Below are 15923 nucleotides of genomic sequence, written 5' to 3' on the forward strand. Positions count from 1 at the left end.
TTTACCATTTTCTGTCATGGCAAAAAAAAGCACGCAGTCCATTTTTCTACTGTAATATCATTGTTATACAATTATAAATACACACCATTAGAATGAATTCACTGGTGTCAGAACTATAATGACCGACTTAATAAACAAAATAACGAAATCCATTTATTGGGACTTAAAATCCATTGTTGCAATAGGCTTTACCCTTTTACTTGTGGTTATGCTTATTTTGGCTGCCGTTGGTTTAACCAGTATGGCAAACAATAATAGCCGTCTTGAACAAACAATCAATGAACAAAATTTCAAGCTTTCCGTGGTTACTTCCATGCGAAACATTGCCAGAGAACGATCACTGAATCTATTCATGGCAATATCCTACGACGACCCCTTCCAAAGGGATCAGGCCTTGTCAAAATTCAGGGAACTGGCTTCTGATTTTATTGCGCTACGAGAGCAATTTGAAGCTCTTAACCTGGATGAGGAAGAAAAAGCGCGCTTTGCAGAAATGCAACGGTCCGTACGTACCGCTTCCGCATCCCAAAATCAGGTTGCCACCCTTATAGGCAATGACAACATTGCAGAAGCGCAAAAAACAATGCTCAACGAAACAATTCAAGAGCAACATTTCGTAATCCAGGCCTACAACAAATTTGTCGATTTACAAACGAATAAAGCAAAGTCCGCAATTGACGTAGCAAATCAAGCCAACCACTTCACTTACCTGATCATGTTTCTGCTGGTTATTGCGGCATTAATTACCGGCGCTTTCATTGCGCTTTTCGTTATACGTCGCATAGCCAGTATCGAAAATGCTTTGTTCACTGAAAAAGAGTTTGCAGAAGTCACCTTACATTCCATTGCAGATGGCGTAATCACGACAGATAAAAACGGTGAGGTTACTTACATCAACCCTGTCGCTGAACGGTTAACCGGATGGAAAGCAACAAATGCAACGAATCAACACATTTCAGCTGTTTACAACATTATTGATGCTACCACCAGGCTGCCAATCGACCCTTCATTATTACTGGACCAACTGGAAGGTCCCACAGCCAATCTTGAGGAACGCACATTAATCCGGCAGGATGGCCAGGAGTTTGCCATTGAAGATTCTTCTGCCCCCATTCGCAATAAAGAAGGGGAAACAATTGGCGCTGTATTGGTGTTTAACGATGTATCTGAAGCACGAAACCTGACCCAGCAACTTTCCTGGCAAGCCAGCCATGATCCTTTAACAGGGTTAGCAAATCGCCTCGAATTTGAACGGGTTTTATCAATCTTACTGGATCAGGCAAAAAACAATAATAGACGCCACGTATTGTTATTTCTGGATTTGGATAAGTTCAAATTAATCAATGACACATGTGGCCATATTGCTGGCGATGAATGTTTGCGACAATTGTCGCGCATGCTTGAATCCAGAATAAGAGAAAACGACACATTAGCGCGCCTCGGTGGGGACGAATTCGGAATACTGCTGGCCAGCTGCCAACTTGATCATGCGCTCACCATTGCTGAAAATATTCGCCAGCTGATTGCTTCTTTCAAGTTTATTTGGGAAGGTAAAATATTCGACGTAGGCGTCAGTATCGGTGCCGTTCCCTTTGGCTCGGAAAGTGAAAATTCCGTGGACATTATGACCTCGGCAGATACCGCCTGTTACAAAGCAAAAAGCGAAGGACGTAACCAGATTCAGGTATTTCAGCCTGAGCATTTGGCCGACAATACCAATGGTGAAAAACTTTCCATTAAAAAAATTACTCAGGCATTGAATGCAAACCGCTTCCAGCTCTATTATCAAAAAATCATTGCTACTGATCGAAAACTACAACCTCATTCGCATTATGAAATTTTGCTACGAATGATAAATGAAGATGGCCAAATTGTTGCGCCCGGCGCTTTCATTCCTGCTGCAGAGCGTTACCATTTGATGCCAAATATTGACCGTTGGGTAGTTCAAGCCATGTTTGAATGGCTAGCAGATCACGCTGCAGAAATCAGTGAACATTCCATTTTTTCAATTAATCTTTCGGGGCAGTCTTTAGGTGACAAGCGCTTTTTGGGGTTCGTGATAGATCAGTTAAAACAAATTAGTATCCCACGCGGCACCATTGGATTTGAAATCACAGAAACATCCGCTATCGCTAACCTCAGCAATGCTGTACGTTTTATTTCTACGCTCAAGGGTTTGGGTTGTAAGTTTTCACTGGATGATTTTGGCAGTGGAATGTCTTCATACAGTTACTTGAAGAATCTTGATGTGGATTTCCTGAAAATCGATGGTGCCTTCATAAAAAACATCACGCACGATATGGTGGACCTTGCAATGGTTGATTCAATCAATCGAATCGGCCATGTCATGGGGATTAAAACAGTCGCTGAGTTTGTTGAGAACAATGCTATTTTCGACGAACTGGAAAGCATCGGCGTCGACTTCGCCCAAGGTTATGGCATCCATATTCCGGAACCTTTAGCAAATTTCAACCTTACCCATTAGGCGGGTAAAAATACTTCCAGATTATCAATCAGGCGGGTCCCACCAAGCCAGCATGCAGCAAGAATGACTAAATCAGTATCTGCTACCTGAGCAGGGGAAAGTGAATGCTGATGACGAATAGAAAAATAGTCCACACGCCAGCCATATTTTTCCAGCTCGGCTTTCGCATTGTTTTCCAGAAATGCAAAGTCACGACTCCCAGAAACCAAAGCATGCATGATAAATTCCAGATTCCTGAATAACCGAACGGCTTCATCCCGTTGAGTTTCACTTAGAAAGCCATTACGAGAACTGAGCGCTAATCCGTCTGCTGCTCGCATGGTTTCACCGGCAACCACCTCCACCGGTATATTTAACTGTCTGACCATAGAGCGGATAACATGCAGCTGCTGGTAATCTTTTTTTCCAAATACCGCTACAGATGGGGTCACAATATTAAACAGTTTCAACACAACGGTAGCCACCCCTCGAAAATGCCCGGGACGGTAGGCACCGCATAATTCATTGGCAATGGGCGGCGGTTCAACCAATACTTGTTGTGGTTCGGGATAGAGTGTCTGTTCAGTTGGCGTAAAAACCACATCAACGCCAGCCGCCTGCAACTTGTGGCAGTCTTCAGCCAGCGTGCGCGGATATTTGGCAAGATCTTCTTGCGGGCCAAATTGCATGGGGTTGACAAAAATACTCGCCACAACACATTTACTGCGCTTTTTGGCCAGTGCCATCAAAGCTAAATGCCCTTCATGCAAATTGCCCATTGTCGGCACAAAAGCTATGTCAGTTTCTGGCTGCAACCTTTCTTGCAGAACAGGAATTTTTGAGATAATTTCCATAAACGATGAGTGACTGCTGTAATTGCCGTATGCTAAAAACTATGCTCTACAGAAGGGAAATCTGCACTTTTAACTGCTTTAACATAGCGTTCAACCGCGTCCTGAATACTTGAGGAGCCCTGCAAAAAGTTCTTGGCGAATTTAGGCGTTTTACCTGGAAAAACACCTAGCAAGTCATGCAACACCAACACTTGCCCGGAACAATCAGCGCCTGCGCCAATACCGATGGTAGGAATTTGAAGCGTTTCTGTAATTTGTTGCGCCAAAACAGCCGGAATAGCTTCCAGCACTATCATGCTTGCGCCTGCTTGCTCCAGTGCAGCTGCATCGGTTTTCAAGCGAACTGATTGCGCTTCATCCTTGCCTTGTACTTTATAGCCACCGAGTTGATTCACAGACTGAGGCAGCAGCCCCAGATGACCGCAAACAGGAATGCCGCGGCTAGTCAGAAACGCCACAGTTTCCAGCATCACCTGGCCACCTTCCAGCTTTACCATGTGGGCACCAGCAGCCATCAGGAAAGCAGCATTGCGCATCGCCTGCGCAGGACTTTCCTGATAACTGCCAAATGGCATGTCTGCGACAATAAACGCCTGATTTGCTCCACGCGCGACACATTGCGTGTGGTAAATGATGTTTTCCATGCTAACCGGCAGTGTGGAATCATGCCCTTGCAGCACCATACCCAGAGAATCACCAACCAGCAACACTTCTACCCCGGCATTCTCCAGCAGCGAAGAAAAACTGGCATCGTAGCAAGTGAGCACAGCGATTTTCTCGCCAGCACTCATCATTTTTTTCAGGGTTGTAAGCGTAATTTTCAAAGCAACTCGCGCAATTTAATTTTCACAGTTTATTTTAACTCAGATATTACTATGGAACGAGATGAGGTGAGTGATCTTGCATTTTTTGGCTCAGCACAGCCAGGACAAGTGCTGAGCTTAAAGTTCAAACTGCACGATTAAAAAATTCCCGTTGCCCGCGCATTTCACCCATACGAGTCAGCAGCAATTCAAAATCCTGCTTATCTTCCACAAAATTCAGATTCTCACTATTTACAATCAGCAAGGGTGAGGATTCATATTGATAAAAAAACCGGCTGTAACTCTCTGCCAAATCACTCAGATAGGTTTCGGAAATTTGGCGCTCATACTGCACTCCACGCCGCCTTACCCGTTCAACCAGCACACTGACAGGCGCCTGAAGATAGATTACCAGATCCGGCTTAACTGTTTGCGGTTGCAGGTGACTATAAATCTGCTGATACAACTGAAATTCGTCATCATTCAGGTTAAGCCGTGCAAACAACAGATCTTTATCCAGAATAAAATCTGAAACGGTTACCTGATTAAACATGTCCATTTGTGCCATATCGCGCACCATGTTTGAACGCTGAAACAGGAAAAATAATTGTGTTGATAACGCATAACGCTGCGCATCATGATAAAACTTGGGCAAAAAAGGGTTTTCGTCTGCATTTTCCAGCAGGGTTTCTGCACGAAAACGATCAGCCAGACACTTGGCCAGACTGGTTTTTCCGGCACCTATCGGGCCTTCCACAACTACGTATCGATACCGATTTAATATCATGCGTGCTAATTATCCGTGACCTGCTCAATTTCCTGCTCGTCACAGTCTTCCATAAACTGTGATGCCTGCCCACGCCCAATAATGAAGCATTCAGGGAAAATTTCCAATAGTGGTTTTAATACAAACGCGCGCTCATGCATTCTGGGATGCGGCAAGGTTAAACCATGTTCATGGCACTGCAATCCATCATACAGCAATATGTCTAAATCCAGTGTGCGTGGACCATTCAATACATCCCGCACGCGACCATGCTGGTGTTCCAGCTCAAGCAATGCGTCAAGCAAAGCATGAGGCTGGAGGCTGGTTTCAACTTCCGCTACCGCATTAATAAAAACCGGTTGATCCAGAAAGCCTACGGGGGCAGTCAAATACAGTGAAGATCTTGCAACCATTCTTGTTTCCGGTAACGCGCCCAGCGCATCGAATGCCTGCAACACCTCTTCTTTGGAATTCCCTAAATTACTACCCAGAGCGATAAAAGCCCGACAAGGTTTACTTGAAGAGAAGCACTTCATAAAAACTTAATCTACCTGATCTTGATTGGATGAAGGCACATCGGCAACTGATTGCGCACTGTTTTTGCGGCGACGACGCTTTTTCTTGGGAACGGTATCAGCTATCAGCATATCGCTTCTTTCATGTTCTGTCGCCGACTGGAATTTCTCCCACCATTTTCCCAACTCCAACGTCGCTTCGCCACTTTCGCAACGCAACAGCAGAAAATCATATCCCGCACGGAACCGAGGGTGGCTTAATAACCGGAAAGGCCGACCACCAGAGCGTTGTTCAAAGCGGGGCTGCATTCCCCATATTTCTTTCATATTTGCGTCAAAACGGCGTGGAATAGCTAGTCGTTGCTCTTGTGCACGCATCACATCGTCCATGGCCAATTGCAAAGCCGGAACAGGCTTTGCTTCTTTGGCCTGATAAGCTTGCCAGGCAGCCAACACTTCGTGCCAAAGCAGCGTGGCAAACAGAAAACCTGGTGATACTGTTTTGCCGATTTTGACTCGTTCGTCGGTGTTTTTTAACGCCAGGGTGATAAAACGCTCTCCCATAGGCTGTTCCAGCACGACATCCAGCAATGGAAGCAGTCCATGATGCAAGCCCTCGGCACGTAACTGATGCACTGCGCGCAAAGCATGTCCGGAAAGCAGCAGCTTGAGCATTTCGTCGAACAAACGGGAAGATGGCACATTCTCAAGCAAATTGGCCAGTTCAGCGACAGGGGCGCGGGTACGCTCGTCTATATGAAAATCCAGTTTCGCGGCAAATCGCACTGCGCGTAACATGCGCACGGGGTCTTCGCGATAACGTTGTTCCGGATCACCAATAATGCGTAGTGTTTTGTGCTTTAGGTCACGTACCCCGTTCTGCGTATCCCATATTTCCTGGGTTGCCGGATTATAATAGAGCGCATTGATTGTAAAGTCGCGCCGGACGGCGTCATCTTCCTGACAGCCAAATACGTTATCTCGCAAAATCCGGCCATTTTCGTCAGACTTGCGACCATCTTCTTCTGAGGGTGCGGCGCGAAAAGTAGAAACCTCAATCGTCTCACTTCCACACATGACATGCACAATGCGAAAGCGCCGGCCAATAATGCGAGAACGTCTAAAGAGTGCCTGCACCTGCTCAGGTGTGGCATTGGTGGCAACGTCAAAATCTTTGGGTCGCGTACCCATTAACAGATCTCGCACCGCGCCACCAACAACAAAAGCAGAGAAACCAGCAGACTGCAAACCATCCGTCACTTTAAGCGCGCAGAAAGATAGCTGCTCACGAGAAATTTGATGTTCTTTAAACGGGAGGATTTTCGCCGCAGTTGTCGCTTTGTCTTTATTCAGGACGCGATTGATAAATTTTCGGATCATTGGAGGCTGAGCGACATGGATAGAAGCAAAAAATTGTGAGTTGTAAAACTTGCCAAAGTAAATTTTCCGGGGGAACACGGTTGTACATAGTTGGCCTTTTTCAAAGGCATTGGGGCATTATACACGGCAAAAACCATTTACGCCTTTAACCATCTATCTTGACGACCGTATCAACTGAAAAATGTGTACCAGCAATAGCAAACACCCCATAAAAGTGATTTTCGCAATAAAAATCTCAACCCATGTCGCTATTTATATCTAATAAAAATCAATATTATTCAATAAGTTAAACAAATTTTCATTTTGCCATGTCGCTTTCAGGCGACATTTTTTACCGCCATTTCTATACAGGATAACTTCAACATATTGTTTTAAATAATAAAACAATATCTGGCACACGTCTTGCTACTTATCAAACTGCCGACGACTTCTACCCCTTTCAATTTTCCGCGGAAGCTGTCGGGGCCTTTCTGGATCGCATACCAGAAAGGCCATCCTTGGGCTTCGCAATCGCTGCAAATGAATCAAATTCTCAGCGATATCGATAATGATCTAACAAGCTACCGGTCTGAAGCCTGGTTACATAAAGCTCAAACAAACGTAAAACTTAGGAGATGTATTAGTATGAAAAGCAATCTACGCGTATTAAAAATGAGTATGTTAGCAGCGATATTTACATCAGCTTTTAATCCTGCGGCCTATGCACAAACCGATACAACTGAAGCCGATGCCATGACTCCGAAGTTGTCTGCGGAAAACAATGTTGACGATAATGCCATTACTGCAAAAGTAAAGGGAGAACTTATGCGCAATGCCATTACCAACGGCCTTGATGTACAAGTAGAAACCAGCCAGGGCCAGGTAATCCTGAGCGGTACTGTCAACAGTGAGATACAACTGCAAAGCGCCGAACAGATTGCTGCCAGCGTGGCGGGTGTCAAAAAGGTGGTCAACAAACTTGAGCGCAAAGGATAAAAACTTCACATTAATCACGATTCGCTGAATGCTGATAAATTCGGCAAATCGTGGTGCTTTCATTACCATCAGAACGAAGAAGACACTGATCAACAGCAACGAGACTGTCGACATTTACGTCTTCATTATCAAATTTCAAGGGAGAAAAAAGTTATGCGCTTCAATTACAGAGCAATCATTCCACTTATAGCAGCCGGCATTGTCGGACTCACCGCTGTTGGCTGCCAGAAAAATTAGGGACCTGCAGAACAAGCTGGCGCCAAAATCGACCAGGCAGCTGAGCAGGTAAAAGACAGTGTAGAACACGCGACTGATAAATTAACCGGACAAACCGAACAAAAACTGGAAGAAACCACTCAAAAAGCCGGTGAGAAATTGGAGGAAGCGGCAGGTAAAGTCGGAGAAAAAATCGAAGAGGCAGGTGAGGCAATCCAGCAAAAAGCCCACCAATAAGCAGGACTGATTTCTCGGGGAGAACCAGTAAACGCTTGTATTTCAACTAGTGAAATAGATAAATTCCGTGGTTAAAGGCCGTTACGCCTTTAACCGTAGATCTTCATCAAAAACATATTCCGGAATCGCTTTAGGCCGCCCAAAATAATACCCTTGCCCGTACTTTACCCCCAGTTGTATCAAACGCTGACAGGTTTCTTCATTCTCTACGTGCTCTGCAACTGACAATGCGCCGAAAATTTTGGAAAGCTCGATAATTTGTTCCACTATCTTGGCATCTTCTTGATTGGTGGTGACCTGCTGCACGAAGCTACCATCAATTTTCACAAAATCCGGGCGTAGTTGCCGCATATAACCATATGAAGAATAACCGACACCGAAATCATCCAGCGCCAACTTGCAGCCAGCATCGCGCAACTCGTTAAAATACTGCATGAAGCTTTCTGTGAATGAAGTTGTTTGGCGTTCTGTAAACTCAATGGTGATATTGCGACCTAGCACATCAGGTGACAGCAAGATGTTGCGCAGATCATGACTAAATTCCGGGTTATAAAAAGAACACAAGCTGATATTCAGAAATAAATGTGTATGCTTTGGCACTTGTTTTAATGCCTGCTTGATAATGAACAAATCCATTTCACGAATCAGTCCCAGATCTTCAGCCATCAATACAAATACATCCGCAGCGATATACTCCTCGTTGCGTTTGAGGCGTGTCAGCACTTCATACGCAAACACTTCGCCAGTTTTTAGTTCAACAATGGGCTGAATAAAGGGCGTTAACATCCCTGCAGACACGGCATTTCGCAGTTCGAATCCTCGGGAGAAAATATCCATAATGGCTTCGCCCATATCCTTGGAGAGCGTATCAACCCGATTACGGCCGCTTTTCTTGGCGTGATAGAGCGCCACATCTGCCGCACTGATGAGTGACTGAGGTGTTTTACCATGCTTAGGTGCTAACGCAACGCCCATTGAAGACTGTATACGAAGCTGACCTACAGCCATATCTATCACGATTTTTCCGATGCGATTATGAATCTCATTGGCAATGTTATTTGCCTGCTCCTCTGTCACGTCTTGCAAAATCACTGCAAATTCATCACCGGCCAGTCTTGCCACTTCCACGCCAGCATAATCGAGGCTATGCAGTGTACTTGATAATGCCTTCAGCACTGCGTCCCCGACAGGATGGCCATAGGTATCATTAATGAACTTGAAACCGTCTATATCAATGACAAGCAATGCCATTTGCTGCTGATTGCGCAAGCTGGACTCGATGAGCTTATCCAGAATTTCATCAAAATATCGCCGGTTATATACGCCTGTCAAAGGATCTGTAATGGCCAGCTTATAGAGATTTTGCTCATGTTCTTGCTGCAATTTCTGTAGCCTTAAATTTTCAGTGATATCCACCAATGTGCTGATGGAGCCACTAAATTCACCGGCATTGTCAAATTGGAGAGTGGTATTCATCTGAAGCCATACCGATGCACCGTTTTCCGCTCTCAGTTCCAGTTGCAAATCATTGAGCGCAATATGCGCCAGATTTCCTTGTTCAAAATACTGTTGCTGCGATTCCTGAACAAGAAAAAATGAAAAGGGTTTTGTCAGTGAAAAAGCGGTCGTGTAACCCGTCAGGGTTTCCCAGATTGGATTCAGAAACTGGATGCGACCGCCCTTATCCAGTTCCAGCAGCACTTCCTGCATGTTGTTCACAAGGTTACGCAGCCGCAATTCATTTTGCGCCAGTTGGCTGCGTGTTTGCTCCAGTTCATGAATTTGCTTACGCATGATTTTGGCGCTATCGACAAACGCATTGGTCAGGTGTTTTACTTCAACAGAAGCCCGTGCCGAAGGTTTTGTTACACCATCAAGCGTCCCGCGAGATAAATCCTGCGCCATCAGCGTCAACGAACCCAAAGGCGACACAAGGTATTTGACCAGCAACTCAGACGCCAGTAAATCTATGGCCAACAAAATCAGAAAAAGATACAGCACGTTATGCAACAGGATACTGATATTATTATTAATTTCGTAATTTGAAAGGACAATGTTAAGCAGCCCGGCATAGTGATCACCATCCCGTAATGCTGTACTGACCTGAGCATCCAGATTGGATAAATTGAGCCAACCTGCAACTGGATGCAACGCGACAGGTGGTTTTTCCCGGGAAAACATTACCTTCCCTTGTGCATCCTTTACTTTGATATCTGACAGCGCTGAATCGCTATACAGTCGATTCAGGTAAGCAACCAGTCCGGATTTATCCTGCTCGATCACCATGCGCTCAACGGCAGGGGCAGTCAGAATAATAATTTTATGGCCCAGCACCTGGCGGTTGGTGACTTCATTTCCCACCAATTGCACGATCATATAAACACTGAACAACCCCACTACAATGAACTGCAGGGCTGCAATCGCCAGCATGATGCGCATGTGCAATGTGTGCGGCAAAGGGATTTTAAAAGCCATCAAACTTTCCTGATTCAATTTCGACCAAACTGTTCATAGACACAAATCAATTTACACTGCCATGCCCGTGAATCAAGCTTTCCCAACAGAGCTCGCACATCCATGAGTGCCAAAGGAATAACCCGAATTTGCTAAGATCGCCTCAATATGGCACATAGTGGACTTCTTTATCGATTATTAATGCTTGCATCTTACACCCGTACAATTCTTCCAGGTTATCCTTGCTCAACAAATCTTTTGCTGCCCCACTCAATGCGTTGCCATTTTCATATAACAACAATACATTATCGCAATATCGACTTGCCCAAAGCGTATCATGCAATACCATCACGACTGTTTTGCGCTGTGTTGCAGCAAGATCACGCAATAGCTTCATGGCAGTCGCCTGATGGCAGATATCCAGATGCAATAGCGGTTCATCCAGACCATATATCACCGGGGATTGAGCCAAAAGCATTGCGATACGCACACGTTGCCGCTCACCACCGGAAAGCGTACCAACCAACCGTAAAGCCAGGGCATTCAACTCCATCTGTTCCAGAGCATTTTGCACAAGTGCCTCACCCAATTCATCCCTGCCTGCCAGGGAGCCATTATGAGGAAATCGGCCAAACCGGACATAATCTAAAACTGTGCCAGAAAACAGACTGGATTCTTCCTGCAACAATAAGCCCATGGTCTGCGCCAATGTAATCCTGGGCAACGATGCAACTGGATTACCCTGAATAGAGACACTACCGGAAAGTGGCTTGATCAACCCACCCAAAGCATGCAGCAAGGTGCTTTTACCGCAGCCGTTTCTTCCCAGAATCCCCCAGCATTCACCAGGCAGCATGGTAACATTCAGGTTCTGGTACAACGATTTTCCGGAGTAACCCAGCGTGAGATTTTCTGCAGAAAGTGTCATCGGATTTTTCTAAGCAGCATGAGTAGTACGGGCACGCCCAATAACGCAGTCAGTACACCTACCGGCAGTTGGCCGGGCGCTACGATGGTTCTTGCCAGGGTATCCGCAACCGTCAAAAACCCGCCCCCCAGCAGAAGCGCCATGGGAATCAACCATCGATAATCAGAAATCCCTAACAAACGCACCATATGGGGTATCACCAAGCCAACAAAGCCAATGGCACCCGCCTCCATTACGGCAGCAGATGTCGCAACAGCTGCCAGAAAGTAAATACCGATTTGCAATGGCACCACAGATACACCCAACGTCTTTGCCTTGATTTCGCCCAGACTGAGAATATTCAAACTCTGTGCTTGCCAAAGGGAAAAGCCTGACACAAACACCATCGTTCCCCACACGACAGCAGGATTTTGCGCATGAGACAAATCTCCCATCAACCAGAACAACATACCTTGAACCTGCGCCGTTGGCGCCAGCACCAGCATTAAACTGATCAACGCACCAAATCCGGCTGATAACACAACCCCTGTCAGCAACAAGCGCCGCATATCCCAAAATCCGTCGCCGTAACTCAATCCGAATACCAAGCCGATCGCTGCCAATGCGCCTGTCAGCGCGAGCAGATTAACCCCACCCCAAGACAGCCCCAGCAACATTCCGCCCAAAGCAGCCACTGCCGCACCGCCGGAAATACCCAGAATATAGGGATCAGCCAGCGGGTTACGCAATAACACTTGCAGCAATGCACCTGCAACAGCCAGCAATCCACCGCAGGCAAAGGCACTTAACACTCGTGGCAAACGTAACTGGAGCACAATTTGCGCATCCAGCCCGGAAGCATTCCCCAACAAGGATTCGATTACTTTTGCAAAGGGGAGATTAGCGCTCCCCATGAGCATGCCCGAGACAATACTTGCCAAGGCAAACACAACCAACAACAGTAGGAGTATAAAACGCGGCATGTAATCTCAGATTTGTGATTTCACAGCAATTTTAGCGCAGGCTGATTACTGGCCACCCTTGTTTCTCGGCATAGTCACGCAGGGTGTCGTCAGGGTCAACAGCTACCGGGTTGGTAACACGTTGCAACAGCGGCAAGTCATTCAGAGAATCGCTATAAAACCAGCTTTCAGTGATTGAAGACCAGGTTAGCCCTTTCAGTTTTAGCCATTCATCCAGTCGGGTGATTTTTCCTTCCCGGAAGCTAGGCGTACCAAAAACCTCGCCGGTGAACTCCCCATTTTTCTGTTCGGGTTCAGTTGCAATCAGATGAAAAATACCAAAGGCTTTGGCAATAGGCGCCGTTACAAAACTATTGGTCGCTGTAATAATCGCCATCAAATCTGCGTCTTGAGCATGATGGGCAACCAGTTCCCTAGCCTTAGGGGCAACGATAGGCAGAATTTTCTCCTGCATGAATTGTTCATGCCACGCATCCAACTGGCGGCGGGAATGACGTGCAAGCGGCTTCAGCTGAAAATTCAGAAATTCGTGAATATCCAGCGTACCGGCCTTATATTGTTCGTAAAACGCCAGATTACGGGCTTCATACACTTCACGGTCGAGCACGCCCTGTTCAATCAAAAATTGCGCCCACTCAAAATCACTGTCTCCTGCCAGGAGTGTATTATCCAAATCAAACAGTACTAAACGCACAATAACCCCTTCATTCTTAATCCAGTTTAACTAAAACGATGCTTACTCAAAAACACGCTTTCGCAACAGAAAAACATAGAAAACATTCCACCACGGAATAATTATTTGAAATGTTGTTTCTCTGCTACGAACAAATTGCTTTTCAGGCATTAAAAATCAGAAGAGTATAGCGTAAAATAAGCTAATGAATTTATCAGACAATCTATTACCTGCCCAGTGGTATTGGTTCGGACATGCGCTACTCGCCATCCTGCTGATCAAAACCGTGCCTGCCACCCCATGGCAACGCTTAAAAATCCCTGCCAATCATAATCTTTGGTTAGGAGCGTGTGTTGCCTTAATGACCATCTGGAGCATCAAAGCCGGGATCAAACCGGGCTTGAATTTTCATTTATTAGGCGCAACCGCTTTCACCCTCATGTTCGGGCCGCAGCTGGCTATTTTTGGATTATTAATTGTATTAGCCGGCGTAACACTTACCGGCTTAGGCGGATGGGAAGCCTTTTCGCTTAATGCTCTGATCATGATTTTCTTACCGGTATGGTTAAGTTACACCCTGTTCAGAATAGTGGACCAAAAATTACCCAACCATTTTTTCATTTATATTTTCATTAACGCCTTTATTGGCGGCGCTTTCGCAGTGACTGCCACAGGCCTTGCTTCTACCTGGCTGCTGGCAGCAGGGGATGCCTATAGCCTGAAATATCTCTATTCACAATATCTGCCCTATTACATCCTCATGAGTTGGTCCGAAGCAATGTCTACAGGCATGATCATGACGCTGATGGTGGTGTTTCGCCCTCAGTGGGTCAGCACGTTTGATGATGAACGGTATATTCGGAACAAATAGAAAGTTTAGAAATGACGAATTCAGGTTATCTGTGATTCATAGATTTATTTTATTGAACCCTCAGCCACAAAGCAAGACTCAAGCAACCACTAAATTTCTTGCTTAAATCATATTGATTACCTTCTACACCAACAGGCAGCAATATGCCAATTCTAGAAACTGGTAATTGCCCATTTTTAGGTAACAAAATGAATGCAATGAAGTTTACGTTCGTACCAAAAAGAGACGAGTTACTTCTGGTTCTAGCTGGCTCCACAATCAGCACTTGAACCAGAAACTTTCTCTACTGGAAGATTATGGCTTTTGCTGATAAATTGTTCCTTGTTGTATCTGTAGCTTCCTTGTGTTAAGTGAACAGGGAAAATTGCTTGCTACCATGGAAGATAATATTAAATGACACCTACAAAGCAGAATCGTTTACTTTCCATCCTACTGGTTGTTTTTGGATTGATTATGAGCAGCGCCACCAATGTTTTTGCCTACGACGAGCATGGGAAATTTTTAGCTTGGGGGGATGGGAGTTGTGGGCAACTTACCGAGGAATTAAAAACAGGTCAAGGTGCAGCAACCGTTAACAAAATGTATATCCAAGGTTTTGTTGCGGGAATCAATGCATCAGTACCTGGGAATGTCGATTTCTTTGCAGGATCAGATATGGACTCCAGATTTAATTTTGTAGCCAAGTATTGTGAAGAAAATCCTCTAAGCTATGTTATTGGAGGTCTGGCTGAAATGGTGAGGAAAATAACAGGCAAGGATATGCAGCACTTAGCGCCACAGCCATTTCAAAAACCTAAGCACGGGATGTAGTTTCTGATTTTTTAGGAATACAGTTGCTTACTGCCCCAGTTTTATACATATAAGTATTGCAGCCTAGTGATTAACTATTAGCCCCGGATCATGAAATTTTTTGCCTATTCAAACAGAGCAACACAACGACAATCTGAGCTAGTAATTGAAGTCTTGAGGATTGCCGAAGTTGATACGTTACCGGGATTAATTGTCATCGATCGTGAACAACAAGATCTAACTCAATCTTTAATAGGAGGCCAATACGATTTTGGTTTATATCGCAGGCCTGGGGAGCAATTGCCGCGTGGGCAAGTGCCTGATCACATTTGGAACCTAATTAATAATGCTCCCGACGATCATCTCATATGGTTGGCTGCACGAATAGTGGAACAGGAAGATATTCACTTTACTTGGATCGTCGCTCACGAGTGTGGTCACGTTCGGCAAGTAGCTTGCTCCCAATCTTTCGTTAAACTGGCGCGAATCAAACAGCGCCTGCGCCAGAACACGGAATTCACCCAACTACCGCCAACGTGTATGGAAAATATTGAAATCGATAGCGACTTACTGGCGATGCAAATCACCGAAAATATCTTCGGTAAGGAAAAACTCCATGAATTTTTTGATCGCCATGGGATAGCTCGCTGCCCATTCCCCAGCTACCCAGAGTTTTTGAGGAATTTAAGCGATGCCCTTGCTGAGTCAGTTTGAGATGGTGGCAACCGACAGCTATGGGTAATGTCGATATCCAAAGTTGGAACCTACACCTGAAAAATTCAATAATTCAGTTAAATAGACTCTATCCAATGCCCAGTTTTGTCCGAACCGGTGAGCCAAACACAATCCGAAAACAAAACTACCGCTGCTGCTTGCTGTGTGATCGTCTGCAAGATGTCAGATGCCACATATCTCGATAGTTAGGACTTAGGGGAAGCGTATTTACAAGATTGAATGGCCGCATGGCTTGTAAATAATCACATTTGTTAGAAAATAATCATTTTAAACTTTGCATTTAAGCATAGAGCGATGCATC

Annotated in this window: 14 protein-coding genes; 5 read left to right on the forward strand and 9 right to left on the reverse strand. The window is 45.3% G+C overall.

What is annotated here, in order from left to right; translation table 11 throughout:
* Positions 1 to 118 precede the first annotated feature (118 nt).
* Positions 119 to 2485, forward strand: a complete 2367-nt coding sequence (locus tag EDC63_RS09740) for an EAL domain-containing protein (protein WP_124946595.1) — start codon at positions 119 to 121, stop codon at positions 2483 to 2485.
* Here the strand turns inward: EDC63_RS09740 and panC are convergent.
* The 5 genes from panC to pcnB form a co-directional block, all read right to left on the reverse strand.
* A complete protein-coding gene (gene panC / locus EDC63_RS09745; protein WP_124946596.1) occupies positions 2482 to 3318 on the reverse strand; it encodes a pantoate--beta-alanine ligase in 837 nt (278 codons plus the stop codon). The two genes, EDC63_RS09740 and panC, sit on opposite strands and share 4 nt — an antisense overlap.
* Positions 3319 to 3350: 32 nt before the next feature.
* Entirely contained in the window at positions 3351 to 4142 is a 792-nt protein-coding gene (gene panB, locus EDC63_RS09750; protein ID WP_124946597.1) for a 3-methyl-2-oxobutanoate hydroxymethyltransferase, read from the reverse strand.
* 124 nt (positions 4143 to 4266) lie between these two features.
* Positions 4267 to 4908, reverse strand: a complete 642-nt coding sequence (locus tag EDC63_RS09755) for a deoxynucleoside kinase (RefSeq protein ID WP_124946598.1) — start codon at positions 4906 to 4908, stop codon at positions 4267 to 4269.
* Positions 4909 to 4913: 5 nt separating this feature from the next.
* The gene (folK, locus tag EDC63_RS09760; RefSeq protein ID WP_124946599.1) at positions 4914 to 5423 is read right to left on the reverse strand and encodes a 2-amino-4-hydroxy-6-hydroxymethyldihydropteridine diphosphokinase; all 510 of its coding nucleotides are present in this window, start codon (positions 5421 to 5423) and stop codon (positions 4914 to 4916) included.
* A 6-nt stretch (positions 5424 to 5429) separates the two neighbouring features.
* Positions 5430 to 6782, reverse strand: a complete 1353-nt coding sequence (gene pcnB, locus EDC63_RS09765) for a polynucleotide adenylyltransferase PcnB (protein ID WP_124946600.1) — start codon at positions 6780 to 6782, stop codon at positions 5430 to 5432.
* A gap of 624 nt (positions 6783 to 7406) precedes the next feature.
* On the opposite strand from pcnB, the gene EDC63_RS09770 reads away from it, so the two are divergent.
* Entirely contained in the window at positions 7407 to 7757 is a 351-nt protein-coding gene (locus tag EDC63_RS09770) for a BON domain-containing protein (RefSeq protein WP_165922967.1), read from the forward strand.
* A 534-nt stretch (positions 7758 to 8291) separates the two neighbouring features.
* Here EDC63_RS09770 and EDC63_RS09780 read toward each other — a convergent pair.
* The 4 genes from EDC63_RS09780 to EDC63_RS09795 form a co-directional block, all read right to left on the reverse strand.
* Positions 8292 to 10685 (reverse strand): putative bifunctional diguanylate cyclase/phosphodiesterase, encoded by a 2394-nt coding sequence (locus tag EDC63_RS09780; RefSeq protein WP_124946602.1) that lies wholly within the window; start codon positions 10683 to 10685, stop codon positions 8292 to 8294.
* Positions 10686 to 10827: 142 nt separating this feature from the next.
* Positions 10828 to 11592, reverse strand: a complete 765-nt coding sequence (locus EDC63_RS09785; RefSeq protein WP_124946603.1) for an ABC transporter ATP-binding protein — start codon at positions 11590 to 11592, stop codon at positions 10828 to 10830.
* Entirely contained in the window at positions 11589 to 12554 is a 966-nt protein-coding gene (locus EDC63_RS09790; protein WP_124946604.1) for a FecCD family ABC transporter permease, read from the reverse strand. Before EDC63_RS09790 ends, EDC63_RS09785 begins: the two co-directional genes overlap by 4 nt.
* Before the next feature lie 31 nt (positions 12555 to 12585).
* A complete protein-coding gene (locus EDC63_RS09795; protein ID WP_124946605.1) occupies positions 12586 to 13248 on the reverse strand; it encodes a histidinol-phosphatase in 663 nt (220 codons plus the stop codon).
* Positions 13249 to 13432: 184 nt separating this feature from the next.
* Between EDC63_RS09795 and EDC63_RS09800 the strand changes: the two genes are divergently transcribed.
* The 3 genes from EDC63_RS09800 to EDC63_RS09810 all read left to right on the forward strand — a co-directional run bounded on the left by EDC63_RS09800 (position 13433) and on the right by EDC63_RS09810 (position 15601).
* Positions 13433 to 14098: an energy-coupling factor ABC transporter permease gene (locus tag EDC63_RS09800; protein ID WP_124946606.1), complete on the forward strand. Its 666-nt coding sequence runs from the start codon at positions 13433 to 13435 to the stop codon at positions 14096 to 14098.
* Between the two features lie 393 nt (positions 14099 to 14491).
* Entirely contained in the window at positions 14492 to 14908 is a 417-nt protein-coding gene (locus EDC63_RS09805) for a hypothetical protein (RefSeq protein ID WP_124946607.1), read from the forward strand.
* Between the two features lie 90 nt (positions 14909 to 14998).
* Positions 14999 to 15601, forward strand: a complete 603-nt coding sequence (locus EDC63_RS09810) for a hypothetical protein (RefSeq protein ID WP_124946608.1) — start codon at positions 14999 to 15001, stop codon at positions 15599 to 15601.
* Positions 15602 to 15923 lie beyond the last annotated feature (322 nt).

This window comes from Sulfurirhabdus autotrophica (assembly GCF_004346685.1).
In the GTDB taxonomy this organism is placed as follows: Bacteria; Pseudomonadota; Gammaproteobacteria; order Burkholderiales; family SMCO01; genus Sulfurirhabdus; species Sulfurirhabdus autotrophica.

Excerpts from the sequence above, each read along its gene's own strand:
- EDC63_RS09810 (WP_124946608.1), top strand. The coding sequence starts at position 14,999 with ATGAAATTTTTTGCCTATTCAAACAGAGCAACACAACGACAATCTGAG.
- EDC63_RS09770 (WP_165922967.1), top strand. The coding sequence starts at position 7,407 with ATGAAAAGCAATCTACGCGTATTAAAAATGAGTATGTTAGCAGCGATA.
- pcnB (WP_124946600.1), bottom strand. The coding sequence starts at position 6,782 with ATGATCCGAAAATTTATCAATCGCGTCCTGAATAAAGACAAAGCGACA.
- EDC63_RS09790 (WP_124946604.1), bottom strand. The coding sequence starts at position 12,554 with ATGCCGCGTTTTATACTCCTACTGTTGTTGGTTGTGTTTGCCTTGGCA.
- folK (WP_124946599.1), bottom strand. The coding sequence starts at position 5,423 with ATGAAGTGCTTCTCTTCAAGTAAACCTTGTCGGGCTTTTATCGCTCTG.
- EDC63_RS09755 (WP_124946598.1), bottom strand. The coding sequence starts at position 4,908 with ATGATATTAAATCGGTATCGATACGTAGTTGTGGAAGGCCCGATAGGT.
- panC (WP_124946596.1), bottom strand. The coding sequence starts at position 3,318 with ATGGAAATTATCTCAAAAATTCCTGTTCTGCAAGAAAGGTTGCAGCCA.
- EDC63_RS09785 (WP_124946603.1), bottom strand. The coding sequence starts at position 11,592 with ATGACACTTTCTGCAGAAAATCTCACGCTGGGTTACTCCGGAAAATCG.
- EDC63_RS09780 (WP_124946602.1), bottom strand. The coding sequence starts at position 10,685 with ATGGCTTTTAAAATCCCTTTGCCGCACACATTGCACATGCGCATCATG.
- EDC63_RS09800 (WP_124946606.1), top strand. The coding sequence starts at position 13,433 with ATGAATTTATCAGACAATCTATTACCTGCCCAGTGGTATTGGTTCGGA.
- EDC63_RS09740 (WP_124946595.1), top strand. The coding sequence starts at position 119 with ATGACCGACTTAATAAACAAAATAACGAAATCCATTTATTGGGACTTA.
- EDC63_RS09805 (WP_124946607.1), top strand. The coding sequence starts at position 14,492 with ATGACACCTACAAAGCAGAATCGTTTACTTTCCATCCTACTGGTTGTT.